Annotated in this window: 27 protein-coding genes; 11 read left to right on the top strand and 16 right to left on the bottom strand. The window is 71.3% G+C overall.

The window, feature by feature from the left end; translation table 11 throughout:
• Positions 1 to 45: 45 nt before the first annotated feature.
• Both HD597_RS60795 and HD597_RS60790 read left to right on the top strand, forming a co-directional pair.
• Positions 46 to 1,779 carry a sensor histidine kinase gene (locus tag HD597_RS60795; protein WP_253758277.1) on the top strand — a complete coding sequence of 578 codons (1,734 nt, stop codon included), beginning with the start codon at positions 46 to 48 and terminating at the stop codon, positions 1,777 to 1,779.
• A complete protein-coding gene (locus HD597_RS60790) occupies positions 1,772 to 2,449 on the top strand; it encodes a response regulator transcription factor (protein WP_253758275.1) in 678 nt (225 codons plus the stop codon). Before HD597_RS60795 ends, HD597_RS60790 begins: the two co-directional genes overlap by 8 nt.
• A 1-nt stretch (position 2,450) precedes the next feature.
• On the opposite strand, the gene HD597_RS60785 is transcribed toward HD597_RS60790, so the two are convergent.
• From HD597_RS60785 to HD597_RS60770, 4 genes are read right to left on the bottom strand one after another with little or no spacing between them, the layout of a single operon-like run.
• Positions 2,451 to 3,608 carry a DUF418 domain-containing protein gene (locus HD597_RS60785; protein WP_253758273.1) on the bottom strand — a complete coding sequence of 386 codons (1,158 nt, stop codon included), beginning with the start codon at positions 3,606 to 3,608 and terminating at the stop codon, positions 2,451 to 2,453.
• A 29-nt stretch (positions 3,609 to 3,637) separates the two neighbouring features.
• Positions 3,638 to 4,276: a GOLPH3/VPS74 family protein gene (locus HD597_RS60780; protein WP_253758271.1), complete on the bottom strand. Its 639-nt coding sequence runs from the start codon at positions 4,274 to 4,276 to the stop codon at positions 3,638 to 3,640.
• A complete protein-coding gene (locus HD597_RS60775; protein WP_253758269.1) occupies positions 4,263 to 4,508 on the bottom strand; it encodes a type II toxin-antitoxin system antitoxin in 246 nt (81 codons plus the stop codon). Before HD597_RS60775 ends, HD597_RS60780 begins: the two co-directional genes overlap by 14 nt.
• Positions 4,508 to 5,455 (bottom strand): SPFH domain-containing protein, encoded by a 948-nt coding sequence (locus HD597_RS60770; protein ID WP_253758267.1) that lies wholly within the window; start codon positions 5,453 to 5,455, stop codon positions 4,508 to 4,510. The genes HD597_RS60775 and HD597_RS60770 overlap by 1 nt, the downstream gene beginning before the upstream one ends.
• A gap of 153 nt (positions 5,456 to 5,608) precedes the next feature.
• Between HD597_RS60770 and HD597_RS60765 the strand changes: the two genes are divergently transcribed.
• Complete coding sequence (locus HD597_RS60765) at positions 5,609 to 6,307, top strand: DUF4097 family beta strand repeat-containing protein (RefSeq protein ID WP_253758265.1); 699 nt, start codon at positions 5,609 to 5,611, stop codon at positions 6,305 to 6,307.
• Positions 6,308 to 6,314: 7 nt separating this feature from the next.
• Here the strand turns inward: HD597_RS60765 and trhA are convergent, their stop codons facing one another.
• Complete coding sequence (trhA, locus tag HD597_RS60760) at positions 6,315 to 6,962, bottom strand: PAQR family membrane homeostasis protein TrhA (protein WP_253758263.1); 648 nt, start codon at positions 6,960 to 6,962, stop codon at positions 6,315 to 6,317.
• Between the two features lie 71 nt (positions 6,963 to 7,033).
• Positions 7,034 to 8,494: a penicillin-binding transpeptidase domain-containing protein gene (locus HD597_RS60755; protein WP_253758261.1), complete on the bottom strand. Its 1,461-nt coding sequence runs from the start codon at positions 8,492 to 8,494 to the stop codon at positions 7,034 to 7,036.
• A gap of 123 nt (positions 8,495 to 8,617) precedes the next feature.
• Here HD597_RS60755 and HD597_RS60750 point away from each other — a divergent pair, with 123 nt between their 5' ends.
• The 4 genes from HD597_RS60750 to HD597_RS60735 all read left to right on the top strand — a co-directional run bounded on the left by HD597_RS60750 (position 8,618) and on the right by HD597_RS60735 (position 11,295).
• Positions 8,618 to 9,439, top strand: a complete 822-nt coding sequence (locus HD597_RS60750; RefSeq protein ID WP_276083315.1) for a spermidine synthase — start codon at positions 8,618 to 8,620, stop codon at positions 9,437 to 9,439.
• Positions 9,440 to 9,517: 78 nt separating this feature from the next.
• Positions 9,518 to 10,486 carry a pirin family protein gene (locus tag HD597_RS60745; protein ID WP_253758257.1) on the top strand — a complete coding sequence of 323 codons (969 nt, stop codon included), beginning with the start codon at positions 9,518 to 9,520 and terminating at the stop codon, positions 10,484 to 10,486.
• Between the two features lie 45 nt (positions 10,487 to 10,531).
• The gene (locus HD597_RS60740; protein ID WP_253758255.1) at positions 10,532 to 10,936 is read left to right on the top strand and encodes a MarR family winged helix-turn-helix transcriptional regulator; all 405 of its coding nucleotides are present in this window, start codon (positions 10,532 to 10,534) and stop codon (positions 10,934 to 10,936) included.
• On the top strand, positions 10,933 to 11,295 hold the full coding sequence (locus tag HD597_RS60735) for a hypothetical protein (RefSeq protein ID WP_253758254.1): 363 nt from the start codon (positions 10,933 to 10,935) through the stop codon (positions 11,293 to 11,295). Before HD597_RS60740 ends, HD597_RS60735 begins: the two co-directional genes overlap by 4 nt.
• A gap of 9 nt (positions 11,296 to 11,304) precedes the next feature.
• Here HD597_RS60735 and HD597_RS60730 read toward each other — a convergent pair whose 3' ends face one another.
• From HD597_RS60730 to ngcE, 5 genes are all read right to left on the bottom strand, one after another.
• Complete coding sequence (locus tag HD597_RS60730; RefSeq protein WP_253758252.1) at positions 11,305 to 11,862, bottom strand: superoxide dismutase family protein; 558 nt, start codon at positions 11,860 to 11,862, stop codon at positions 11,305 to 11,307.
• Positions 11,863 to 11,947: 85 nt separating this feature from the next.
• Entirely contained in the window at positions 11,948 to 12,232 is a 285-nt protein-coding gene (locus tag HD597_RS60725; protein WP_253758250.1) for a 4a-hydroxytetrahydrobiopterin dehydratase, read from the bottom strand.
• A 9-nt stretch (positions 12,233 to 12,241) separates the two neighbouring features.
• On the bottom strand, positions 12,242 to 13,090 hold the full coding sequence (locus HD597_RS60720) for a carbohydrate ABC transporter permease (protein WP_253758249.1): 849 nt from the start codon (positions 13,088 to 13,090) through the stop codon (positions 12,242 to 12,244).
• A gap of 2 nt (positions 13,091 to 13,092) precedes the next feature.
• Positions 13,093 to 14,007, bottom strand: a complete 915-nt coding sequence (locus tag HD597_RS60715) for a carbohydrate ABC transporter permease (protein ID WP_253758248.1) — start codon at positions 14,005 to 14,007, stop codon at positions 13,093 to 13,095.
• Between the two features lie 3 nt (positions 14,008 to 14,010).
• Positions 14,011 to 15,453: an N-acetylglucosamine/diacetylchitobiose ABC transporter substrate-binding protein gene (ngcE, locus tag HD597_RS60710; protein ID WP_253758247.1), complete on the bottom strand. Its 1,443-nt coding sequence runs from the start codon at positions 15,451 to 15,453 to the stop codon at positions 14,011 to 14,013.
• A 145-nt stretch (positions 15,454 to 15,598) separates the two neighbouring features.
• Here ngcE and HD597_RS60705 point away from each other — a divergent pair, with 145 nt between their 5' ends.
• Complete coding sequence (locus tag HD597_RS60705; protein WP_253758246.1) at positions 15,599 to 16,831, top strand: alkyl sulfatase dimerization domain-containing protein; 1,233 nt, start codon at positions 15,599 to 15,601, stop codon at positions 16,829 to 16,831.
• Here the strand turns inward: HD597_RS60705 and HD597_RS60700 are convergent.
• The gene (locus HD597_RS60700; RefSeq protein ID WP_253758245.1) at positions 16,828 to 17,748 is read right to left on the bottom strand and encodes a hypothetical protein; all 921 of its coding nucleotides are present in this window, start codon (positions 17,746 to 17,748) and stop codon (positions 16,828 to 16,830) included. The genes HD597_RS60705 and HD597_RS60700 overlap by 4 nt on opposite strands.
• Entirely contained in the window at positions 17,745 to 18,287 is a 543-nt protein-coding gene (locus HD597_RS60695; RefSeq protein ID WP_253758244.1) for an RNA polymerase sigma factor, read from the bottom strand. The genes HD597_RS60700 and HD597_RS60695 overlap by 4 nt, the downstream gene beginning before the upstream one ends.
• Positions 18,288 to 18,367: 80 nt before the next feature.
• Here HD597_RS60695 and HD597_RS60690 point away from each other — a divergent pair, with 80 nt between their 5' ends.
• Positions 18,368 to 18,832 carry a nucleotide triphosphate diphosphatase NUDT15 gene (locus tag HD597_RS60690; protein ID WP_253758243.1) on the top strand — a complete coding sequence of 155 codons (465 nt, stop codon included), beginning with the start codon at positions 18,368 to 18,370 and terminating at the stop codon, positions 18,830 to 18,832.
• On the opposite strand, the gene HD597_RS60685 is transcribed toward HD597_RS60690, so the two are convergent.
• Positions 18,772 to 19,863 carry a serine hydrolase domain-containing protein gene (locus tag HD597_RS60685; protein WP_253758242.1) on the bottom strand — a complete coding sequence of 364 codons (1,092 nt, stop codon included), beginning with the start codon at positions 19,861 to 19,863 and terminating at the stop codon, positions 18,772 to 18,774. The genes HD597_RS60690 and HD597_RS60685 overlap by 61 nt on opposite strands.
• A gap of 175 nt (positions 19,864 to 20,038) precedes the next feature.
• Between HD597_RS60685 and HD597_RS60680 the strand changes: the two genes are divergently transcribed.
• Positions 20,039 to 20,725 (top strand): helix-turn-helix domain-containing protein, encoded by a 687-nt coding sequence (locus tag HD597_RS60680; protein ID WP_425572271.1) that lies wholly within the window; start codon positions 20,039 to 20,041, stop codon positions 20,723 to 20,725.
• 13 nt (positions 20,726 to 20,738) lie between these two features.
• Here the strand turns inward: HD597_RS60680 and HD597_RS60675 are convergent, their stop codons facing one another.
• Positions 20,739 to 21,956, bottom strand: a complete 1,218-nt coding sequence (locus HD597_RS60675) for an aminotransferase class III-fold pyridoxal phosphate-dependent enzyme (protein WP_253758240.1) — start codon at positions 21,954 to 21,956, stop codon at positions 20,739 to 20,741.
• A gap of 11 nt (positions 21,957 to 21,967) precedes the next feature.
• A complete protein-coding gene (locus tag HD597_RS60670; protein WP_253758239.1) occupies positions 21,968 to 22,885 on the bottom strand; it encodes a carbohydrate kinase family protein in 918 nt (305 codons plus the stop codon).
• 46 nt (positions 22,886 to 22,931) lie between these two features.
• Between HD597_RS60670 and HD597_RS60665 the strand changes: the two genes are divergently transcribed.
• A complete protein-coding gene (locus HD597_RS60665; RefSeq protein WP_253758238.1) occupies positions 22,932 to 23,516 on the top strand; it encodes a TetR/AcrR family transcriptional regulator in 585 nt (194 codons plus the stop codon).
• Positions 23,517 to 23,525: the final 9 nt, after the last annotated feature.

Below are 23,525 nucleotides of genomic sequence, written 5' to 3'. Positions count from 1 at the left end.
AACCTCGTAGACGCTTCCTCTGAACACCCTTCACGATGGGGCCTCATGAGTTCCAGGCTGGTGGCCGGACCACTGGCGTTGATCGCCGCAGGCGGGATGGTGGCCGGCCCGCTGCTGGAGAGCGGCCTGCCCGCCCCGCCTCAGCAGTGGGCGTTCATCGTGCTCACCCTGCCGCTGCCCGCGCTGGGCTGGCTGCTGGCCGTCAGGCGGCCCGAGCTCCGCTACGGCTGGTTGCTGCTGGCCGCCGCCCTGGCGCTGGGGCTCGGCACCTTCGGCGTCGGCCTGTCTGCCCGTGGTGACGCGCACGCGCTCACCACCGCCCTCGGCTCGCTGAGCGCGGTGTTCTACGGGCTCACCTGGATCTTCGTGCCCCTGCTGTTCCCCGACGGGCGGCTGCCCTCACGCCGTTGGCGGGCCGTGGCCTGGATCTCGGGCGGCGCGATCGCCCTGCACGCCGGAGGGAACCTGGCGTTCGGCTACAACCCCTACCACCCGCCCAGCGGGCCGCTGTCGGCCACGCAGTGGGCCGGTGTGTACGCCTCGTCAGCCGGGCAGCTCACCACCTGGGTCATGGCGGTGATCGTGTTCTGCGGCCTGGTCGTCCGGTGGCGGCGCAGCGGCCGGGCGGAGCGCGGGCAGTACGCCTGGATGGTCGGCGGCATGGCGGCGACCGCGGCGGGAGCGGTGCTGCTGTCCCTGTTCCACTTCGCCGGGCCCCGGTACGGGGTCGCCGGACTGGTCGGGATCCTGGCCGTGGTGGGGTCGTTGCCGGCCGCGATCGCGGTGGCGGTGGTCCGCCACCGGCTGCTCGACGTCCGCGTCGGGCTCCGCGGCTCGCGCCTGCACCTGGTGTTCGACCTGCGGCCGACGGTGGACGAGGTGCTGTCCGACCTCGGCACGGCGCTGGAGGAGACACCCGAGCCGGTGGAGCAGCTCGCCCGGCTGGCGGCCGCCGTACGCGCCGGGCTGGACCTGCGGTGGGCGGCGGTGACGCTGACGGACGGCACCCGCGTGGTCTCCGGCGAGCAGGAGGGGCGGGCGGTGCTGGAGCTGCCGGTACGCGGCGGGCGCATCGAGTGCGGGCCCCGCGGCACCGGCCCGCTGACCCGCGTGGACAGGAGGCTCCTGGAGGCGCTGGCCGTGCCCGCCGGGCTGGCCATCCAGAGCGCCGGCCTGGTCACCCGCCTGGTCAACGCCCAGGAGGCGGAGCGCCGCCGCATCGAGCGCAACATCCACGACGGCGTGCAGCAGCAGCTCGTCGCCCTCATCGCCGGCCTGGAGCTGGCCAGGGCGACCGGCGCCGGCCCCGACATGCTCGCCGGCCTGCGCGAGCAGGCCCGCCAGACCCTGACCGACCTGCGGGAGCTGGCCGCGGGCATCCACCCGTCCGCGCTCAGCCAGGGCGGCCTGGTGGAGGCCGTGGAGGAGCGCTGCTCCCGCCTGCCCGTACGGACGACGGTGACCTCTCCCCCGTCGCTGCGGGCCAGGCGCTTCACCGACGAGGTCGAGGGCGCGATGTACTTCACGGTGAGCGAGGCCGTGACCAACGCCCTCAAGCACGCGGGCGCGGCCACCATGGAGGTACACCTGACCCTGGACGGCGGCCGCCTGCGTGCCACCGTGGCCGACGACGGCAAGGGCTTCGACCCGCGCACGCAGGCCCGCCGGGGGCTGGCCACGCTCGCCGACCGGCTCGACGCGCTCGGCGGGAGCCTGACAGTGGACAGTGAGCCGGGAAAGGGGACACGGGTGAACGCGTGGGTGCCGGTCGATGGGTGAGCTGATCCGTACGGTGGTGGCCGACGACCACTACCTGGTGCGCGAGGGCACCCGGCAGTTGCTGGAGATGTCGGGCGAGGTGGCGGTCGTGGGCGCGGTGGGCGACGCCGACGAGCTGCTCGACGCCGTACGCAGGCTCGGCCCCGACGTGGTGATCACCGACATCCGGATGCCCGGAGGGCAGTGGCGGCAGGGCTTCGAGGGCATCGACGCCGCCCACCGCATCCGCTCCGCGCATCCTGGGGTGGGGGTGGTGGTGCTGTCGCAGTTCTCGGACGCGCTGTTCGCGTTCGAGCTGTTCAAGCACGGCACCGAGGGGTTCGCGTACCTGCTCAAGGACCGGGTCGGCGACCTGGACGAGCTGCTCGGGGCGATCAGGGCGGTCGTCTCCGGCGGCTCGGTCATCGACCCGAAGGTGGTCGAGGGCCTGCTGGCCAGGCGCGACGTGCGCGGCCAGCAGGAGGCCCTGACCACCCGCGAGCGGGACGTGCTGCGCGAGATGGCCCACGGCCGCACGAACTCCGCCATCGCCCGCGCCCTGCACCTGTCGATCTCCTCGGTGGAGAAGCACGTGAACTCCATCTTCACCAAGCTCGGCCTGGAGAACAGCGGTGACGTGCACCGGCGGGTGGCGGCGGTCCTGGCCTACCTGGGGCCGGAGCCGTCCTGAGTCAGCGGTAGGCCAGGCGGCGCAGCAGGATCTCCGCCGGGCCCCGGTAGCCGACGCGGCGCATGAGGTCGGCCAGCAGCAGCGAGAGCAGCCACGTGCCTGCCGCCACGAGCGTGGCGCCGACCAGGCCGAGGTCGTCCTGAAGGCCCAGCCCGTACGGGTAGAAGATCACGATGAACGCGATCGACTGGAAGAGGTACAGGCTCATCGAGCGCTGGCCGAGCGCCTCGACCATGGTGGTGAGCCGGTTGCGGCGCCGCCCGGCGCGGATCGCGACGAGGGCCACCAGGCCCGCCGTGCCGATGCCGCCCGCGTACGCGGTGAGGGGCTGGGCCACCACGGCCGCCCACACCGCCGCCGGCGACGGCTCGGCCCACACGCCGGCCTGGATGAGGGCGGCGGGCAGGGAGCCGGCCACGGACAGGACCATGGTGACCACGGTGGCGCGGACGAGGAAGGGGCGGTGCCGGTCGGGCTCCTCCAGGTAGCGGCGGCGCGCCGCCCACATGCCCAGCACGACGCCGGGGACGACCGAGAGGCCGCCCACGACCAGGCCGAAGGGCCAGACGGAGAGCCGCTCGACGAGCATGGGCAGGAAGCCCTGGCCGTCAGCGGCCACGCTGCCCTTCGTCAGGGTGGAGATGCCCCGCGACAGCGGGAACCACATGCCGACGGCGACGAGGGCGGTGGCGGGGACGAACGTGAGCCCGGCCGTCCACAGCAGTGCCGAGTCCCGGCGCCGCAGCAGGCCGGTCAGCACGACGGCGGCCAGGCCGTAGGTGGCGAGGATGTCGAGGGGGACGAGCAGCGCCACGTGGGCGAGCCCGATGGCCACCAGCCACCAGCCACGCCGGCGCAGCAGCTTGCGGGCGCTCACCCAGTCGCCGCCCGAGCGCTCGAGCTGCCGGTCGAGCAGTTGCACCAGCGCGTACCCGAACAGGAAGGCGAACATCGGCCGCGCGTGGTTGTTGACGAAGAGGAAGTGGAAGATGTCGGTGATCGCGTTGAGCACCGCGGGACCGCGGTGGACGTCGGTCACGAACAGCGGCGCGTGCGCGAACGCGATGGCCAGTAACATCGCGCCGCGCGCCAGGTCGGGGGCGAGGGCTCGCCCGGCGGTGGCGCGCGGGCGGGCCGGCGCCTCGTTCAACGTGGTCATCTGTCGCCCTCCTGGTAACGGCATGTGCGTCAACCCGCCGCGCTCGAGCTCCTGTGCGCGTCCACGCTCTTGCGCAGCGCGGTGGCGATGGGCTCGACGGGCACTGACAGTTGCTCGATCCGGTTCCGGTACTGATGTGCCTCGCTCGATCCCGGAACCCCCTTCATGCGAGCCGCGGCGGCCAGCGCCGCCAGGACGCGGACGTCCCGCTCCATCCGCCCGACCGGCCGGCCCCCGCGGATGGCCCGCCCCACGCGCTCGGCGAGCCTGCGCGACAGGTACGCCTTGCGCGGGACGATCCGCTCCACCGGGATGAACAGCACCCGGTGCCGCTCCACCCGGATCAGCCGGTCGGCGGCCAGCTCGTCACGCACCAGGCGGACCGCCTTCGCGGAGTCCTTGCCGATCCAGCGCCGCCACGTACGCGGCGGCGAGCCGGAGATCTGCTCCCAGACGAGCGCGCGCAGCGAGCCCGTGCCCGCGTCCGCGGGCTCCGCCAGGGCCCGCGCCTTGCCCGACTCGTCGGCCAGGCTCCCCTCCAGCAGCAGCTCGGCCATGGCGGTGGCGCGCAGCAGGTAACCCAGCTCGCTCCGGTTCGCCAGCCGTTCCTTGCGCAGGTCGAAGGCCAGCAGGAAGGCCGAGTGCGTCAGCGTCTCATTCCGCTTCACCGTCGTCTCCATCCGTTCGCTCCCCTTCTTCCTCCTCGGCGTCCCGGCGCGGCCGGCCGCGCGGGCGCATCCGCCCGACCCCCTCGGGCAGCCGCCCCGCCTCTGACAGCGCCCTGCGCAGCAGGAACTCGATCTGGGAGTTCGTGCTGCGCAGCTCGTCGGACGCCCATCTGGCCAGCGCGTCGTGGACCACCGGGTCGAGCCGCAGCAGAAGCTTCTTGCGCTCGGCCATCACTGGTAGAGCGTGCCCGTGTTGACCACGGGCTGGGTGTCGCGATCACCCACCAGCACCACGAGCAGGTTGCTGACCATGGCCGCCTTGCGCTCCTCGTCCAGCTCCACCACGTCGTGCTCGGCGAGCCTGGCCAGCGCCATCTCGACCATGCCGACGGCGCCCTCGACGATCCGCTGCCGGGCCGCCACGACCGCGCCGGCCTGCTGGCGGCGGAGCATCGCGTGGGCGATCTCCGGCGCGTACGCCAGGTGGATGATGCGCGACTCGATGACCTTCACCCCGGCCGAGGCGACCCTGGCCGCGATCTCGGTGGAGAGCTGGTCGTTGATCTCGTCGGCGTTGTCGCGCAGGGACAGCCTCGGCTCGCCGTGGGCGTCGTACGGATAGGTGCCCGCGATGTGCCGCACCGCCGTCTCGGCCTGGATGGCCACGAACTCCACGAAGTCGTCCACCTCGAACACGGCCTGCGCGGTGTCCTCCACCTGCCAGACCACCACGGTCGCGATCTGGATGGGGTTGCCGTCGGCGTCGTTGACCTTGGTGACGTCCGTCTCGTGGTTGCGGATCCTCGTGGAGACCCGGCGGCGCACGGTGATCGGGTTGACCCACTGGAAGCCGGGGTTGCGCAGGGTGCCGACGTAGCGGCCGAGGAGCTGCACCACCCTGGCCTCGCCCGGCGCCACCGCGGTCAGCCCGAACAGCATCACGAACCCGGTCGAGATCGCCAGGACGCCCACGATGAGCGCCGTGAGCCCGGCCGCCGCCGACCCCGACACCAGCAGGGCGATGCCCATGACGACCAGCGCGATGCCGGCCAGCACGATCAGCGTGGCCACGCCCAGCATCACGAACCCGTTCGCGGCCCTGACCTGGCGCTCGTAGGTGTGGGGTGCGGGCATGTCGACCACGCCGTCGAGCGCGCCCCCACCCGATGTGTCTGCCATCGTCTTTCCTCCCGCTCTGTGTGACTTCATCTCGATAGCAAAGTGATATCACTTTTTCGGTGGCGAGGGAAGGGGCGGTAGGGCTGGCCCTACCGGGCATCAGGGTGGCGGCGGCAATGCCGCGGCTCCCACCAGCGCCCTAGGGTTTCTGTCATGAGGAGAACGGCGTTGATCGCGGGCCTGCTGGGGCTCGCCACGGTGCTGGCCGGCTGCGGCGTCGGTGAGCACAGCGAGGACACCGTGTCGTACGACGTCACGGACAAGGTGGCGGCCCTGCACGTCGAGGCCGACTCCGGCACCGTCGAGGTGGTCGAGTCCGACCGCAGCGGCATCCACGTCAGCGAGCGGCTGGTCTGGCGCAAGGACAACAAGCCCAAGGCCACCCACCAGGTACGCGGCGACACGCTGGAGTTGGCGTTCACCTGCCCCACCACCTGGGGCTTCGGCGCCGTGGGGGTGTCCTGCGACGTGAGCTACCGGATCGAGGTGCCCAAGGGGCTGCGCGTCAGGGCGGGCACCGACTCCGGGGACCTCACGCTGAAGAACCTGTCGGGCGAGCTGGATGCCTCGAGCGACTCGGGCGCCATCGAGGCCGGCGGGCTGACGGGCAGGCAGGTCGTCGCCCGGACGGACTCGGGCGACATGACGCTGACCTTCACCGGTCAGCCCGACAAGGTCACGACCTCGACGGACTCGGGGCGCACCGAGATCCACGTGCCTGACGGGCCGTACGCCATCGAGGCGCGGACGGACTCAGGGGGCAAGGAGATCACCGCGACCGCCGACCCCTCGGCGCCGCGCTCGATCGAGCTGACCAGCGACTCGGGCGACCTGGAGGTCGCGACCCCCTGAGGGCGGATCAGCCGTGGGAGTAGACGACGATCGACACCGCGATGTACTGCACCAGGTAGGCGGCGATCGTGAACGCGTGGAAGACCTCGTGGAAGCCGAACCAGCGGGGTGACGGGTCGGGGCGGCGCAGGCCGTACACGACGGCGCCGGCCGAGTAGAACACGCCGCCCACCGCCACCAGCACGACGGCGGCCACCCCCGCGCCTTCGAGCAACTGCGGCATCACGAAGATCGCGGTCCAGCCCAGCGCCAGGTAGAGCACCGTGTAGAGCCAGCGCGGGGCGCTCATCCACAACACCCGGAACATCACTCCGGCCAGCGCCCCGCCCCAGATCACCGACAACACCGCCACCCGCGGCACACCGTCGAGCGCCAGCAGGGCGAACGGGGTGTAGGTGCCCGCGATGATCAGGTAGATGTTCGCGTGATCGATCCTGCGCAGGAACTCCGCCAGCCGCGGGCCCAGCGTGCTGCGGTGGTAGGTGGCGGAGATGCCGAACAACAGGGCCGACGTGATGGCGTAGATCGTCGAGGCCAGACGGGCCTGCAAGGTGGGGCCGAGCGCCACGAGCACGAAGCCGGCGATCAAGGTCACAGGCAGCGCTCCGGCGTGCAACCAGCCTCGCAGCCTCGGCTTGACGGTGATGGTCGTCATGCAACCTACGGTACCGTAGGTTGCAAAAGCCGCGAACCTGTGCCGTCCCGCTGAAAGCGGGCCGCCAGAGGTTAGAGCCCCTTGAAGAAACGGGCGGCAATGGGGACAGCGGTCGACCTTCCGGACCCGCCGTGCCGGACGAAGACGCAGAACGCCAGATCATCGCGGTAGCCGATGAACCAGGCGTGCGACGTCTCGCCCTCCACCTCGGCCGTCCCCGTCTTGCCCGCGACCCCCTCGGGAAGCCCCGCCTCACCCGCCGTCCCGTAGTCGACGACGGCCGCCATCATGTCCCTGAGCGCCGCCACGACGTTCTCGTCCATCGGGACGTCCTCGTGCGGGGTGCCGTCGATGCGGCGCACCTGCTCCGGCGACAGCAACCGCGGCGAGCGCCAGGTGCCGCTCTGGACGGCGGCGGCGAGCGCGGCCATGCAGAGCGGGGTGGCGACCACCTCGCCCTGGCCGATGGCGTCGGCCGCCAGCATGTCGAGGTCGTCGGTCCGGGGCACGGTGCCGCAGGTGCCGCCGATGCCGGTCGCGATCGGCCGGCCGAACCCCCACTCGTCCGCCGTCCTACTCAGCTCCTCCCCCGTCAGCCTGGTGGTCGCCTGCTCGACGAACGTGGTGTTGCAGGAGTGGGCGAAGGCGTCGGTGAACGTGACGACGCCGCGGTCCACCTCGCCGTCGTTGCTCATGGCCCCGTGGAACGGGATCTGGTACGTGCCGGGGCAGCCGACCTGGGCCGCCGGGTCGAGCCCGCCCTTGAGCAACGCCGCCGCGGTGATCGTCTTGAAGGTGGAGCCGGGCGGGAACACGTCGCGCACGGCGCTGTAGTTGTCCCCCAGGCGGTCGGCCAGCGCGAGGATCTCGCCGGTGCTCGGCCGGACGACGATGATCGTGGAGTCCGCCACGCCGTCCAGCGCCCGCGCCGCCGCCGCCTGGACGGCCCGCGAGAGCGTGGTGCGCTCGACGTTCGCCTTGGGCTCGCGGTGCAGCAATGTCCGGTCCGGCTGACCCGGCACCTTCGACACCAGCGCCCAGCCGTAGTTGACCTCCTCGAACTCGGGCTTGAGCGGGTCCAGGTACGCCTCGGCGTAGCTGTCGTTCGGGATCTTGTCGCCCTCGCTGGTGACCAGCTCGGCCGCCGAGGTCTCCACCTCCTCCAGCGCCAGCGTGCCGCCGTCCTTGAGCAGCGGGTGCAGCGTCTCGGGAGCCCATAACACCTTCCACGAGCGGTCCCGCACGGCCAGCCGCAGCGTGCCGTCGAACGGCCAGTCACCCAGCTCGCTGAGCCTGCGCAGCCCCGAGAACGGCACCTCGGCCGTCTGCTCGCCCCTGCTGCGCAACTGGCCGGGGGTGAGCTGGAGGGACTCCACGTGCAGTTCGTCGCTCAGTTTCCGGTGCCGTACGGAGAAGTCGGACGGAGCCTGGTACACCAGCCGCTCCATCGCCGTCACGTTCCCCCGGCGCCAGGCGTCGAAGTACGCCTCGGCCGTCTGGGCGGCGCTGCCCTTGACCCGGTTCGACGCCACGATGGCGAAAGCACCCGCCCCGACTACCGCGACAAGCGCGATAACGAGCACAATCAGCCTTCGCCGTGCCATACGGTACTCCCAGGGAGGGGATCAGACGTGGCTCGTGGACAGCGTGAACCGATGCCTGGCCTGTACCCGGTGACGTTCGGCGAGGTCGAGCTGCTCCGGGATCTGGACAGGCAGGACGGCTGGGTGCTGTCCAAGGATGGCGTACCTCAGTCGTATGTAGATCTTCAAGACCCGACATTTCTGGAATTCGAGTATGTACGACTCATGGCGGATGTGATCGACCTTTTGTCAGAAGGGCCGTTGAGCTGTGTCCACGTGGGCGGCGGCGCCTGCACGATCCCCCGCTACGTCACCGCCACCCGCACCGGCTCCAGGCACATCGTCATCGAGCCCGACGGCCTGCTGGTCAACCTGGTGCGCGAGCAGCTCGACCTGCGCTCGGTGCCCCGGCTGAAGGTCATCGTCGCCGGCGGCAGGGAGGGCACCGCCAAGGTCTGGGACGAGACGGCCGACCTGGTGGTGCTCGACGCGTTCACGGGCGCGACGATGCCGGTGGAGCTGGCGACGGCCGAGTACATGGGCGACCTCGCCAGGATCCTCCGCCCCGAAGGCACCCTCCTGATCAACATGGCCGACGGCAAGGGGCTGGCCTTCGCCAGGCGCCTGCTGGCCACGGTGACGGGCACGTTCAGGCACGTGGCCCTGATGGCCGAGCCGGGCATCATGCGGGGCCGCCGCTTCGGCAACCTGATCGTGGCCGCGTCGAGGACGGAGCTCCCGCTGGAGCTGCTGACCAGGAGGGCGGCGGGCGGCCTCACGCAGGCGCGGTGCGTGCACGGGGAGGCGCTGACCAACTTCGTCGCCGGCGCCGCGCCCATCAGGGACGGCGACCCGGTCATCGCGCCCGTCCCGCCTCCCGCGGTCTTCGGCTGACCCCCGGCGGGGTCTCGCCAGGAATAGTTGAATAATCAACTTGGTTGAGCCGGGCAGACCCGCTGGAAGGAGCGCGACATGCCCGCCGTGACCGTAGAGAACCCGCTCACCCTCCCCCGCCTGCCCGAGCCGCAGGCCGGTACGCCGGGACGCAAGGTGCTCGCCGTCGAGACCGCGCCCAGCGGATTCGAGGGCGAGGGCTTCCCCGTGCGCCGCGCGCTGGCGGCGATCAAGCCGGAGTACCTGGACCCGTTCGTGATGATGGACCAGATGGGCGAGGTCGACTACGCCGCGGGCGAGCCCAAGGGCACGCCGTGGCACCCGCACCGGGGCTTCGAGACCGTCACGTACATGATCGACGGCGTGATGGAGCACCTCGACTCCAACGGCGGCGGCGGCACCATCACCAACGGCGACACGCAGTGGATGACCGCCGGGGCCGGGATCCTGCACAAGGAGGCGCCGCCGGAGTGGCTCGTGCAGCAGGGCGGGCTCTTCCACGGGATCCAGCTCTGGGTGAACCTGCCGGGCGCCAAGAAGATGATCGCGCCCCAGTACCAGGACATCGGCGGCTCCAGTGTCGTGCTGCTGAGCAGCCACGACGGCGGGGCACTGGTGCGGCTCATCGCCGGCGACCTGGCCGGGCACGTGGGGCCGGGCAGCACGCAGACGCCGATCACGCTGCTGCACGCCACCGTCTCGCCGGGGGCGCGGCTGGTCATGCCGTGGCGCAAGGACTTCAACGCCCTGGCGTACGTGCTGTCCGGGCGCGGCACCGCGGGCACGGAGCGGCGTCCGCTGAGCGGCGGGCAGCTCGCCGTGTTCGAGGGGTTCGGGAACCGGCCGGGGCTGGCGACGCAGGCCGGAAGCATCACGATCTCGGCGGCCAAGGAGCCGCTGGAGGTGATCGTGCTCGGCGGCGAGCCCATCGGGGAGCCGGTGGCGCACTACGGGCCGTTCGTCATGAACACCAAGGCCGAGCTGGTGCAGGCGTTCGAGGACTTCAAGGCCGGACGGCTCGGGAGCATCCCCGCCCAGCACGCGTGATCACACCTCTTCCTCATTTGCAGCGCGCACCAGGGCGTGGAGCGCATGCGCGCGCACGGCAGCGAGGGGCGCGGGCTCAGCTCGGGCGCGATGGATCTGCTGCTGCGGCTCAGCTCGGCCGGTGACGGCGGCACCGGCATCGGCGAGCTGGCCCAGGCGGCCGGCGTGAGCCCCAGGAACGCCACCGGGCTGGTCGACACCCTCGAACGGGACGGGCTCGCGCGGCGCACCCCCGACTCGGACGACCGGCGGGCGGTGCGGGCGGTGATCACCGATGACGGGCGGGCCTGGATCGAGGCGTTCAGGCAGCCGTCACGGATGGCCATGAAGGCGATCTTTCACGGCTTCACGGAGGAGGAGCTGGCGACCCTGCGGCACCTGTGCCTGCGGCTGGCGGTCAACCAGGAGCGGCTGGCCGAGCACCTCAGCGGGCAGGTGAGCGCCCAGTGAGCACGCGGGAGGTGGTCAGGGGCTACCACGACGCCCGGTATCGCGGGGACGTGGCCGCGGCGGTGGCGCGGGTGTCGGCCGAGTCGTTCTCGTTCCGCAGCCCGTTCGTCACCTCCGCCGACCCCGCCGGGCATCTGGCGGGGCTGGAGGGCTTCCTGCGGGTGGTGGCGGAGGTGGAGCTGATCAGCGAGCTGTACGGCGAGTCGGAGGCCACGCTCGTGTACGACGTGCACACGGCGACGCCCGCCGGCGTCCAGCGCACGGCCGAGCACTTCCGGCTGCGCGACGGGAAGATCTGCACGATCATGCTGATCTTCGATGCCGCCCCGTGGCAGCCGATGGCCGCCGCGATCAGGTGAGCGGCCCCGTCATTTCAGGGTCAGGCAGGCGACCCTCGCCCCCGCCTGGCCGACCTCGGGCCCGGAGGTGGTGGTCGGCTGGGAGTGGATGACGAGCGAGCCGGGCAGCTTGGCACGTTCCAGCATCCAGTCGTTCCGGGCGCTGGAGCGGCCCGCGCCCTCGTCGTCGGTGGTGAAGTCGAGCCAGACCTCGCTGTCCGCGTCGATCCGGCCCGGGTGGTGCTGGTAGTGGGGGCCGGCGTCGTCGGGCTTCCTGCCGCACGGCTTGGTGTGCAGGTGGGCGCCGTAGCGGCGGCCGGGCAGCAGGCCCTCGACGACGAGCGAGGTGCGCGTCTGGCCGTCGCCGGACTCGATGGTGACGCTGGCCTGGGCGCCCTGGGGGGCGAGCTTGCGATCGTAGGCGATGGCGCCGGGGTCGTCGGCGCTGAACTCGCCGGCGGCGTTGAGGTTGACCGTCTCGTCCGGCGCGGTCTTGGCGTTCTGGACGGGGGCCGGCGGCCCGGCGCACGCCCCCGCCAGCGCGGTCGTCGCGGTCATGAGGGCGAGCAGGAACGCGGGCACGCGCATGGGACCTCCCACGGGTCGAGCCCCTCCGGCAACGGGGACTCCGAGAGGCCACCACTCTAACGAGTGATCGGCCCGCTACGTACCGTCATTCGGCCTGGGCGCCATGTTTTGCCGCGATGTCATCGATCGCGGCGGCCAGCGTGAAGTCGAGGTCGGTGAGACCGCCCTGGTCGTGGGTGGTGAGGGTCAGGTGCAGGTCGCGCCACCGGATGTCGATGTCGGGATGGTGGCCGAGCTCCTCCGCCCTGACCGCGATCTCGTCGACGATGCGGATGGCGGTGGGAAAGTCGGGCGCGGCGACCGTGCGCTTGATCGCCTCGCCCTCGCGCCGCCATCGGGGCAGGTCGCGCAGCTTGCTCTCGACGTCCATGCCCACACGTTACTTCAGGGCGCCCGAGCTGAGCCCGGACTGGATCTGCCGCTGGAACACGATGTACACGATCATGACCGGGAGGATGGTGATGGACAGGGCGGCGAACAGGCCGGGCCAGTCCGCCTCGTAGCCGGCCAGCGTGGAGATGCGGGCGATGCCCTGGGTGAGCACCCACTTGTCGGGCGCGCCCGCGAGCAGGACGAGAGGCAGCAGGTACTGGTTCCACTGGCCGAGCACGTTGAAGATGGTGATGCTGACCAGGCCCGGCCTGGCCATCGGCACCATGATCTGGAAGAACGTGCGGGTGTGGGAGGCGCCGTCGATCAGCGCGGCCTCGGCGACCGCCTCCGGCAGCGTGCGGAAGAACGCCGCCAGGAAGAACACCGTGAACGGCAGCGAGTAGGCGATGTAGACCAGCACGAGCCCGACGTGGCTGTTGAGCAGCCCCACCTGCTTGACCACGAAGAACAGCGGCCCGAGCGCCAGGAAGACCGGGAAGGCCAGCCCGGCCACGAAGTAGTAGTAGATCAGCCTGCTCCCGGCGAACCGGTAGCGCGCCAGCACGTACGCCGCCATCGACCCGAACACCATCGTGCCGGCCGTGCCGAAGACGACCACGACGACGGTGTTCAGCATGTACTGCCCGATGTGCGCCTTGTCCCAGGCCCGGCCCCACGCGTCCAGCCGCAGCGCGCCGGGCAGTTGCAGCGGGTCGCCGAAGATCTCGGTGTTGCTCTTGAACGAGGCCAGGAACGTCCACAGCAGCGGCGCGACGATCAGCAGGGCCCAGACGGCCAGTGCCACGTGGGAGAGCCCGCCGAGCAGGCCGGGGCCCTTGTCCTTACGCGAGGCCATCTCTACAGCTCAACCCTCTCACGCCTGGTCGTACGCAGGGTCAGCACCGCGAACGTCACGGTGAGGAAGAACAGCGCCACGCCCATCGCGGACGCGTATCCGACCTTCTGGTAGGAGAAGGCGGTGTTGTAGATGGTGATCGGCAGGATGGTCGTGGCCCCGTCGGGCTCGCCCTTGTCGCCCGCCAGCACCTGGACGAGCGCGAACCCGTCGAAGGCCGCGATGCCCAGGTAGATCCAGCCGACCTGTACGGTGTCGCGCAACAGCGGCAGCGTGATCGAGAAGAACAGCCGGACGCGGCCGGCCCCGTCCAGCGCGGCCGCCTCGAAGTAGTCCTTGGGGATGGCGGCCATGCCCGCGGAGAACAGCACCACGTAGAAGCCGACCGCCTGCCAGACCATCACCGCGATGATCGACCACAGGGCCAGGTCCGGCTCGATGAGCCAGCCGACGGGATCGATGCCGAACCGGGCCAGCACGCCGTTGACGACGCCGTCCGCGTCGGGGCGGTAGACGGCCTGGAACAGCACGCCGACCACGGCCACGGCCAGGACCTGGGGGAAGAAGAACACCACGCGGTAGAACCCCGATCCCCAGACCCCCCGCATGCCGGCGCCGCGGGTGCCGCCGCCGAGGTTGAGGAGGAAGGCGAACGTCAGCGCGATGACGATGGTCGCCAGCGGCAGCACCAGCAGCAGGATCCCGTGATTGCGCAGGGCCCGCCAGAAGACCTCGTCGTCGAGCAGCCGGCCGAAGTTGTCCAGCCCCACGTAGCGGACGATCGAGCTGTATCCGTTCCAGCTCGTCAGCGAGAGCTGGAACGCCTGCACGTAGGGGCTGATGACGAAGACCGTGTAGAGCGCGAGGGGAACGGCGAGGAACGCGGCGACGAAACCGTACGTGCGCAACCGCTGCATCTGTCACTGGCTCCGCGTCTGCTTGGTGACCGCCTCGTCCTGCTTGACGGCGTCGGCCTTCTTCTGCAGGTTGGCGCAGAACTCCTCGGGGGTGATCCGGCCGGCCATGACCACGTTGATCTGCTCGGTGCCGTAGTCGAAGAGCTCCTTGTACCAGCCCTCGAAGCGCGCCTCGGTGATGATGTTCTGCCCGGCCTTGTCCTGGGCGCGGGCGGCGCTCAGGAGGCCGGCGGGCAGGTCGACGCCCTCGGCGGCGCCGTTGACGACCGTGACGTTCCTGGTCTTCTCCGTGAAGCTGCGCGCGCCCTCCTTGGAGAGCATGATGCGCAGGTACTCCAGGCCGCCCTGCGGGTTCTTGCCCTTGGCGGCGACCACGAAGTTCTCGCCGACGCCGACCTGGATGGCGCCGTACGGCATCCTGTCGGAGCCGGTGACCTCGGGGATCGGGGCGATGGCGTACTCGAAGTCCTTCGGCTTGTCCTTGGCCATCTCGTTCTCGATCCAGGAGCCGACCGGGTAGAACAGCACCTTGTTCTGGAGCTGCTTGATCTGGGTCTGCGTGTGGTCGAGGCCGAAGTACGCCTTGTCGCCGTACCTGGTCTGGACGTCCACCCAGACGGTGACCGCCCGCTTCATCGGCTCGGCGTTCCAGGCGTTGTCGACGAGGTTGTCGATGTCGAGGATGACCTGGTTCCCGCCGATCTTCGCGGCGGTGTAGAGGACGTTCCAGAGCTGGTAGTACGGGCCCTTCTGCCCCGGGTAGGCGAACAGCAGGATGCCCTCCCGCTTGGCCGTCTCGCCGAGCGCGGTGAACTCCTCCCAGGTCGTCGGCACCGTCCAGCCCTTGTCGGCGAAGAGCGCGGCGTTGTACCAGAGCGCGCGGTGCGACACGGTGTAGTTCAGCACCAGGTCCTTGCCGGTCACGTTGGCGTTGACGAGCACGGCGGGCGTGACGGTGTCGCGCACCTTCTTGGCGGGGTCGTCGATCGAGGGGGCGTCGAACAGGGGGGCCAGGTCGGCCAGGTGCCCCTCGGCGGCCAGGGCGGCCAGGTCCATCGACTTGGGGCCGGAGTTGTTGATCACGTCAGGCGGGTCGCCGGCGACCAGGCGGGGGCGGAGCTGGGTGCCGATCTCCTGGGTGGCCGTGTGGGTGATCGCGACGCCGGGGAACGCCTTCTTGTAGAGCTGCTCGTGCAGGTCCTTGGCGTAGGAGTCGCCGTACGCGCCGCTGAAGATGGCCACTTCGAGCGGCTTCCCGGCGTCCACGCCGAACGGGTTCGCGGGATCGGCGGAGACCGGGAGCGAGGTGGCGGGGGCGGCCGAGGGCTCGCCGCCGCCGGCGGTGGCGCAGGCGCTGAGCAGGCCCGCGCCGGGGCCGGCGACGAACGCGGTCATGCCGATCCGGCGTATCAGCTGGCGCCTGGTGATCTCGCCCGGGTGGGTCATGGCGGCTCCTGAATTAGGAAAGTTTCCTAAACGATTCCCCGCAACGTACGAACGGGTTCCGACAGCCGTCAAGAGGGCGCAATCGAGACGTGACCTTGCCGTGATGCCTTGCCTAGAACGGCGTTCTAGAAGCAGAGTGGGTCACATGATCGAGGAGTACGCCGACCAGGTGTGGCGGGGCGAGGCGGACGACAGCATCGTCGACGCGGGCATGACGGGGAAGGGCGTCCTGACCGTCACCGAGGGAGTGGGCTGGTGGTCGGGCTTCGGCAACGTCATCGCCTTCGAGAGCGGGGGCGAGCTGGTGCTGTTCGACACCAGCAGCCCGTTCTCGGCGGCGCGGCTGCACGAGGACGTGCGCAAGTGGACACGGGCGCCGTTGACCACCGCCATCTATTCACACGGGCACATCGACCACGTCTTCGGCACCGCGCCGTTCGAGGAGGAAGGCCATCGAGCAACCATTTACGCGCATAAAGCCGTGGTCGAGCGCTTCGAGCGATATTTGTTGACTAATGGCTATAACTCGGTGATCAATCAGCGGCAGTTCCAGGCCCCGAACCTGCGCTGGCCCGACTCCTACCGCCACCCCGACGTGACCTACACCGACACCCTGACCGTGAGGCGCGGCGACCTGACGTTCGACCTCGTGCACGCCAAGGGCGAGACCGACGACGCGACCATCGGCTACGTGCCCGAGCACCGGCTGCTGCTGCCCGGCGACCTGTTCATCTGGGTGACGCCCAACTGCGGGAACCCGCAGAAGGTGCAGCGCTACCCCCGGGAATGGGTGCACGCGCTGCGGCTGATGGCGGCCATGGACGCCGAGATCATGCTGCCCAGCCACGGCGCTCCGATCTTCGGCCGCGACCGCATCAGGCAGGCGCTGCTGGAGACCGCACAATGGCTTGACTCGCTCGTCACGCAGACCCTGGAACTGCTCAACTCCGGAGCCCGGCTCGACGAGATCGTGCATTCCGTACGGCCGCCGGAGCACCTTTCCGACCGGCCCTATCTGCGTGCCCGCTATGACGAGCCGGAATTCGTCGTACGCAATCTGTGGCGGCTCTACGGCGGCTGGTACGACGGAAATCCGGCCCATCTCAAACCCGCGCCCGAGGCCGTTCTGGCGAGGTCCGTGGCCGCACTCGCGGGCGGCCCCGCCGCACTCGCGGACGCCGCGCTGCGGGCCCTCGCCGACGGCGACGAACGGCTCGCGGGACACCTCGCGGAGCTGGCCGCCCTGGCGGCTCCGGACGACACGGGCGTGCACCGCGTCCGCGCGGAGGTCTTCGCCGCCAGGGCGGCGGGCGAGCTCTCGCTCATGGCCAAGGGCGTCTTCACCTGGGCGGCGGAGGAGTCGAGGCGGCGCTCCTAGTCCTTCCACCAGGGAGACCGCCGCGGCCCGTCGATCTTGGGGAGTGAGTCCTTCGGCACGTCGGCGGGAGCGGCGACGTGCACGGCCACGGCGTCGGACGCGATCCGCCACGCGGTCTCGACGGGCCAGTCGTCCTTGACGTGCGCGACGTCGACGTCGTAGCCGCTCCCGCTGCCATCCGGGTCGACCCACATCACCACGTAGGAGATCTTCTCGATCCCGGCCCGCTCGTAGGTGTCCCTGACCTGCCCCACCGGCCTGCCACGCGGGTCGTAGCCCCCGACCACTCCCCCATCGGCGTAGAAGTCGGCCTGCACCGGCGTGGACCAGAGCTCTCCGGGCGCGGCGGGCCGGCCGATCCCGAAGACGACCTTCCCGGTCAGGCCGACGGGCATGGAGACCCTGCCGCACCAGGCGGAGCGGCAGCCCTCCTGATACGTGTGGATGGTGATGCCCGTGCCCGGCGGGAACTTCCCCTCGGTGTACGGGCCGACCAGCTTGCCCACGTCCTGCGGCGCGACAGGGGCCTTGCGCACCTCCGCGTCCAGGCCGACGGCGCGGAACGCCTCGGTGAACGTCGCGGCGTCGGCCTCCGGGTCGTTGATCCGGACCTCGACGAAGTCCTCGCCGGTCCTCAGCGAGACGGCGGCGTTGGCGTACTCGGTGGCCGGCCCGCCGAGCGGCGTCCAGACCACGAGCGCGGCGGCCAGCCCGGCCGCCACCACCCCGAGCCCCACCCCGCGCGCCACACTGCGCGCCACACTGCGCCGCGGCGGGACCCGCCTGCGCCCGGCGGGCTCCCGCCCGGTCGCCGTGATCGACTCCATCAGCGCCCGCGCCCCCTCCCCGGACGCCTGCCCCGCGGGCTCTCCTGCCAGGTCCTCGTCCCGTACGCGGGCGAGATCGGCGATGTTCACAGCCTGCTCCCTTCGAACGCGACGGCGCGCGAGTGGTGGATGCCCGCCTCGGTCAGCCGCCGGGCGAACCGCCTGCGGGCGCGATAGAGCCTGACCCGGACGACGTTCGCCGACGTGCCGAGCACCTTGGCGATCTCGCCCGGGCTCAGCCGCTCCCAGGCGACCAGCGCGAGCAGCTCCCTGTCCGCCTCGGGCAGGGCCCTGAACACCTGCCCGAGCCGGGAGAGCTCCTCGCCGGGTGGCTCGGCCGCCAGCGGCGAGGCGGCGAGCTGCGCGCGCAGGGCGGCGGTGCGCTGCTCGTGGCGGCGCTCGCCGCGCCGGTGGTTGGCCAGCACCTTCCTGGCCACGCCGAAGAGCCACAACCTGGCCTCGTCCCCCTGCGGGACCGCCTCGATGCGGCGCCAGGCGACCATGAACGTCTCGGCCACGACGTCCGCCGCGTCGTCCAGGTCCGGACAACGGCGCAACGCGTACCCGAGCAGGGGACGGTACGAGGACGCGTAGAGCTCCTCGAAGCGCCTCTCGGGATCTGCTCCCACTTAGGCTCCTCAGTCGGGGCGGTCAACACTCAACCCCATGTCCGGGATGTCGGGAGCATTACGCGTTGGAGGGAACTTTCGTGAGGGTTGATCGTGTCATCGGAGTGGGTGTGGTGCTCGTCGACCCCGATGGGCGGGTGCTGCTGGGTGAGCGGGTCAAGGCCGGGGAGCCGCCGTCGTGGTGCCTGCCCGGAGGGGCCGTCGAGCCCGGGGAGAGCTTCGAGGAGGCGGCCGTGCGGGAGCTCCGGGAGGAGACCGGCATCCACGACGCGGGGACGCCCCGGGTGACCGCCGTGGTGCTGGATCATCCGGCGGGCGGGGTGCGGGTGACGGCCGGGGTGAGCATGGCGGCGGGCGCCGCGGCTCCGGTGGTGACGGAGCCGCACGTCTTCCGGTCGTGGCGGTGGTTCTCGCCTGACGGGCTCCCTGAGCCGTTGTTCGAGGCCAGCGCCCGGTTGCTGGGCGCGGTGGAGGCCGGGGGCCGCTATCGGGTCGCCGCCGGCCAGCCGAACTCGAGGTCGAGAACGGCCAGGAACGTCGCGTAGGCCTCGGGGGACCAGTCGGTGTTCACGTGGCAGGCGACCAGGTGCGTGCCGTCACGGCTGCCCAGGACGAGAGTGAACGTGCCGTAGTCCGCGCCGCCGTTGCCCCACACGTGCACGCCGCTGCCGAGCTTCTGCTCCACCCACACCCCGAGCCCGTAGCGGGTGCCGGGCAGCCAGCCGGAGCCGTCGGTCGGCACGGTGGTGTACATCTCCGCGAGCTGCGCCGGGCCGAACAGCCGGCCGGAGAGCAGGGCCGAGAAGAACGTGAGCAGGTCACCGGTCGAGGAGATCATGCCGCCCGCGCTCCAGCCGGTCGTGGTGTTCGACTCGCTGGCGTCGTGCAGCGGCGCCGCCGGGTCGTCCACGTACAGCCTGGAGTAGTGCACAGGATGCGGCCCGGGGATGAGCGTCCGCGTGGTCGGCAGCGACGTGCCGGTCAGCTCCAGCGGCCGCAGGACGAGCCGGTCGAGCACCTCCCCGTACGGCTCGCCGGTCGCCCGCTCCACCATCATCGCGGCCAGGTAGTACTGCGTGTTGGAGTACCGGAACGCCTGGCCGGGCGGGTTGACGGGCGGATGGCGCAGCGCGATCCGCACCAGCTCCTCCGGGGTGAAGGTCGTGAACCGGCGTTCGTACCAGGCCTCGCCCTGGCCGGAGGCGAAGAAGCCGGGGTCCATGCTGAAGTTGTAGAGGCCGCTGGTCTGGTTGAGCAGCTGCCGTAACGTGATCGCGCGGCCGTCGTAGGGGCTGCCGTCGAGCAGGCCGGGCAGCCACTTGTGCACCGTGTCGCCGAGGCCGAGCACGCCTTCGCCGGCGAGCTTGAGCACGGTGGCGGCGGTGAACGCCTTGGCGGCGCTGCCGATCCTGAACAGCTCTCCCGGCCGGCGCTCGCGGCCGGTGGCGAGGTCGGCCTTGCCCGCGGAGGCGAACCAGCGGGCGCCGTCCCGCAGGACCTCGACGACGATGCCCGGCGTCACGCCCGTGGACACCGCCTCGTCCAGTACGCGCCGCACCGCCTCGTTGTCCGCCATGGTCTGTCTCCCTCCGCGCATGTGTTTCTCAGGCCGGAAACGCTACGTTGCGTTTGCGAATCAGTCAACGATAAATGCGCAGGTGAAATACATTGTTGCGCTGGCTATGGCGGTGAACGCAACAGTCGTTGCGCTGACTGTGGTTGAATGCAAGCGACCGAGGAGGGGGCGGCGGATGCCCGAAGGCCGGTTGACGCTTGAGGATCGCGAAACGATCGCGCAGGGCCTGGCGGAGGGCCTCGGGTTCGCCGAGATCTCCCGGCGGCTGGGCAGGCCGACGTCCACGGTCAGCCGCGAGGTGAACCGCAACGGCGGCGCGGGCGTCTACCGCCCGGAGCAGGCGCACGAGGCGACGCGCGAGCGCGCCCGGCGTCAGCGCCCCAGGGCGGCCCCGGCGCCGGAGGCCGCGCCGGCCGGGATCCGCGAGACGGAGGACAGGCTCACCGGGGTCCTCGTCGCCTCCGGGCTGACGAGGATGTCCTCACGGGTGCTGGCCTGCCTCTGCCTCACCGACAGCGGCGGCCTCACCGCCGCCGACCTCGTCCGGCGCCTGCGAGTGAGCCCGGCGTCCGTCTCCAAGGCGGTCGCCGAGCTCGAAGGCATGAGCCTGATCGGCCGCGAGCGGGACGAGCGGCGGCGACGTGACCGCTACGTCGTCGACAACGAGATCTGGTACCGCTCGCTCCTGGCCAGCGCCCGCTTCAACACCGACATCGCCGAGGTCGCCCGCCAGGGCGCCGAGGCGCTCGGCCGCTCGTCACCGGCCGGCGCCAGGATGCGCGCCATGAGCGAGTTCTTCGAGCAGGTGGGCCGGGAGACCGTCGCCGCCGCCCGGCGCTACCGCCACCTCCTCGGCCACTGAGCGGTCGCCCGGGTCAGCCGAAGTGGGCCCGCGTCTCGGCGAAGGCCCGGTCGGTGCCCTCCAGGGCCGCCGCCACGTCCGCCTCGGTGTGGGCCGCCGACATGAACCAGTTGTGCCAGGGATGGATGTAGACCCCGTGGCGCAGGCAGGCGTCGCTCCAGTGCATGGCCACCGACAGGTCCGCGTCGCCGTCGAAGCTGAGCCACGGGATCGTCACGGGGCCCGTCTGGTTCACCACGAAGCCGTGGGCCTTGGCCTGGGCGTGCAGGCCCTCGCGCAGTTGCGAGCCCGCCCGTTCCATGGCGCCGATGCCGTCCTCGTCCCTGAGGGTCTCGATGGTGGCCTTGGCCGCGGCCATGGCCACCGCGGAGAACCAGAACGAGCCGGTCGAGTACAGCGTCTGGGCGGGGCCGCGCAGGGCGTCGGTGCCGGTGACGGCGGCGATCGGGTAGCCGTTGGCCATGGCCTTGGACCAGGCCGTCAGGTCGGGGCGGACGCCGTACGGCTCCCAGGAGCCCCGCAGGTCGATGCGGAAGCCGGCCCGCACGTCGTCGATCACCAGCGCCGCCCCGAGGCGGTCGGCCAGCGCGCGGGCGCCGCGCGCGAAGGCGGGCTCCACCAGCTCCTGGTCCTCGAACGAGTCGTGCTTGAACGGGGTGACGATGATCGCGGCCACGTCGCCCTCGACGGTCGCCGCCGCGGCCTCCAGGGACTCCAGGGAGTTGTAGGCGAACTCCACCAGGTCGGCCCGCTCGTTCGGCGTCGTCCCCGCCGGGGACGGCGTGCACCACGGGTCCGCCCCGTGGTACGCCCCGTGCGCCATCAGCACCTTCGTGCGGCCCGTCGCGGCCCTGGCGACCATGAGGGCCTGCGTGGTGGCGTCCGTGCCGTTCTTGGAGAACATCGCCCAGTCGGCGCTCGGCACGGTGTCCACCAGCAGCTCGGCCAGCTCCACCATGATCGCGCCAGGGCCGTTGAGGCAGTCGCCGAGCGCGGCCTGGCGGGCGGCGGCCTCCTCGACGCGCGGGTGCCGGTGGCCGAGCACGACGGGGCCCCAGCTGCACATGAAGTCGATGTAGGAGCGGCCGTCGACGTCCCACTGGCGGCAGCCCTCGCCGCGTTCGAAGAACTGGGGGTAGCCGGGGGCGAAGATGGCGGCGTTGAGGTGGCCGTACATGCCGCCGGGGACGACTTTCGCGGCGCGCTGGCGGAGGTCGGCGTCTGTGGTCATGAAGCTGGGTCCTAAGTGAGGAGGTCGAGGGTGGAGGGGAGGTCGGTGAGGCCGGCGTCGGAGCCGAGGCCGGTGGCGACGCGGGCGGCGGCGGCCGTGCCCCAGCGGGCGGCCGTCGGCACGTCCTGGTCGTGCAGGAGGCCGGTGAGGAAACCCGCGCAGTAGGCGTCGCCGCAGCCCGTGGTGTCGGAGACGTCCGTCTTGAGCGCCGGCACGTGCCGCGCGCCGGCCTCGGTGACCACCAGGCTGCCGGCGGCGCCGAGCGTGACCAGCACGCCGCGCGGGCCGTCGGCCAGCAGGGTGCGGGCGGCGGTCTCGACGTCCGCGGCGCCGGTCATGAGCAGGGCCTGGGACTCGTTCGGCAGGACGTAGTCCACGTGCGGGAGGAACGCGCGGGCCATGCCGAGCAGGTCGGGCATCTCCGACAGCAGGTCCATCGTGATGACGGCGCCGGCCGCGCGGGCCTCGTCCAGCAGCGCGAAGAAGGCCGGGTCGCCGAGGCCGAACGTGACGTCCATGCCGCCCAGGTGGATGGCGCGGGCCGAGCGGAGCAGGCCCTGGTCGAGGTCGGCGGGCGTCACGCCGAGGTTCGCGCCGGGGACGTGGAAGCTGGGGCGGCCGCCGTCGGGCCGGATGGGCAGGATGGAGGCCGCCGTCTGCTCGCCCGCCCTGCGTACCAGGCGGGAGATGTCCACGCCGCGCTTGGCCAGGATCATCAGCAGGAAGTCGCCGAGCTCGTCGTCGCCGATCGCGCCCATGGTGACCACCTCGTTGCCCAGCTTGACCAGGTCGACGGCGGTCCCGGCGGCGGCTCCGGCCGCGGTGAGGCGGATCTGGTCGACCAGCACCGTGTCCTGGCCCTGCGGGATGTGATCGACGGGTCTGGCGAGGATGTCGACGATGTGGACGCCGACTGTGACGACGGTCATGGTCTTAAATAGACAGACGTCCGAATAAAACGTCAAGAGGTGGGCGATGCCGAAGATCGTTGATCATGATGAGCGCAGGCGCGAGGTGCTGTCGGCGGCCAGCAGGGTGATCGTCAGGGACGGCATCGACGCCGCCACCACCCGGGCCATCGCGAAGGAGGCGGGCTACTCCAACGGCGTGCTGGCGCACTACTTCGCCGACAAGGACGAGATCCTGCTGTCGGCGTTGCGGCAGTCGCACCGGCGCATCCGGGGCCGGCTGACGGGCAAGGTGGCGGGGATGACGGGGCTGGCGGCGCTGCGCGAGGTGCTGCTGGACAACCTGCCGCTGGACGACGAGCGGGCCGGGGAGACGCGGCTGGAGGTGAGCTTCTGGAGCCGGAGCCTGGCCGCCGAGCGGCTGGCCGAGGTGCAGCGGGCGGAGGCGGGCGAGTTGCGGGCCGCCGTGCGGGAGCTGCTGGGGCAGGCGCGGGAGGCCGGGGAGCTGGCGGGGGACGACGACCTGGACGACGTGACCGAGCGGCTGCTCGCCCTGGTGGACGGCCTCAGCCTGCACCTCCTGCTCTACCCCGACCGGCTGGGCAGGGACGTCGTCGAACGCCTGATGCTGCAGGCGCTGGAACGGCTGTAGCCTCACGCG

Source organism: Nonomuraea thailandensis (assembly GCF_024172165.1).
GTDB lineage: Bacteria > Actinomycetota > Actinomycetes > Streptosporangiales > Streptosporangiaceae > Nonomuraea > Nonomuraea thailandensis.
This window is presented reverse-complemented; position numbering and strand designations above follow the sequence as displayed.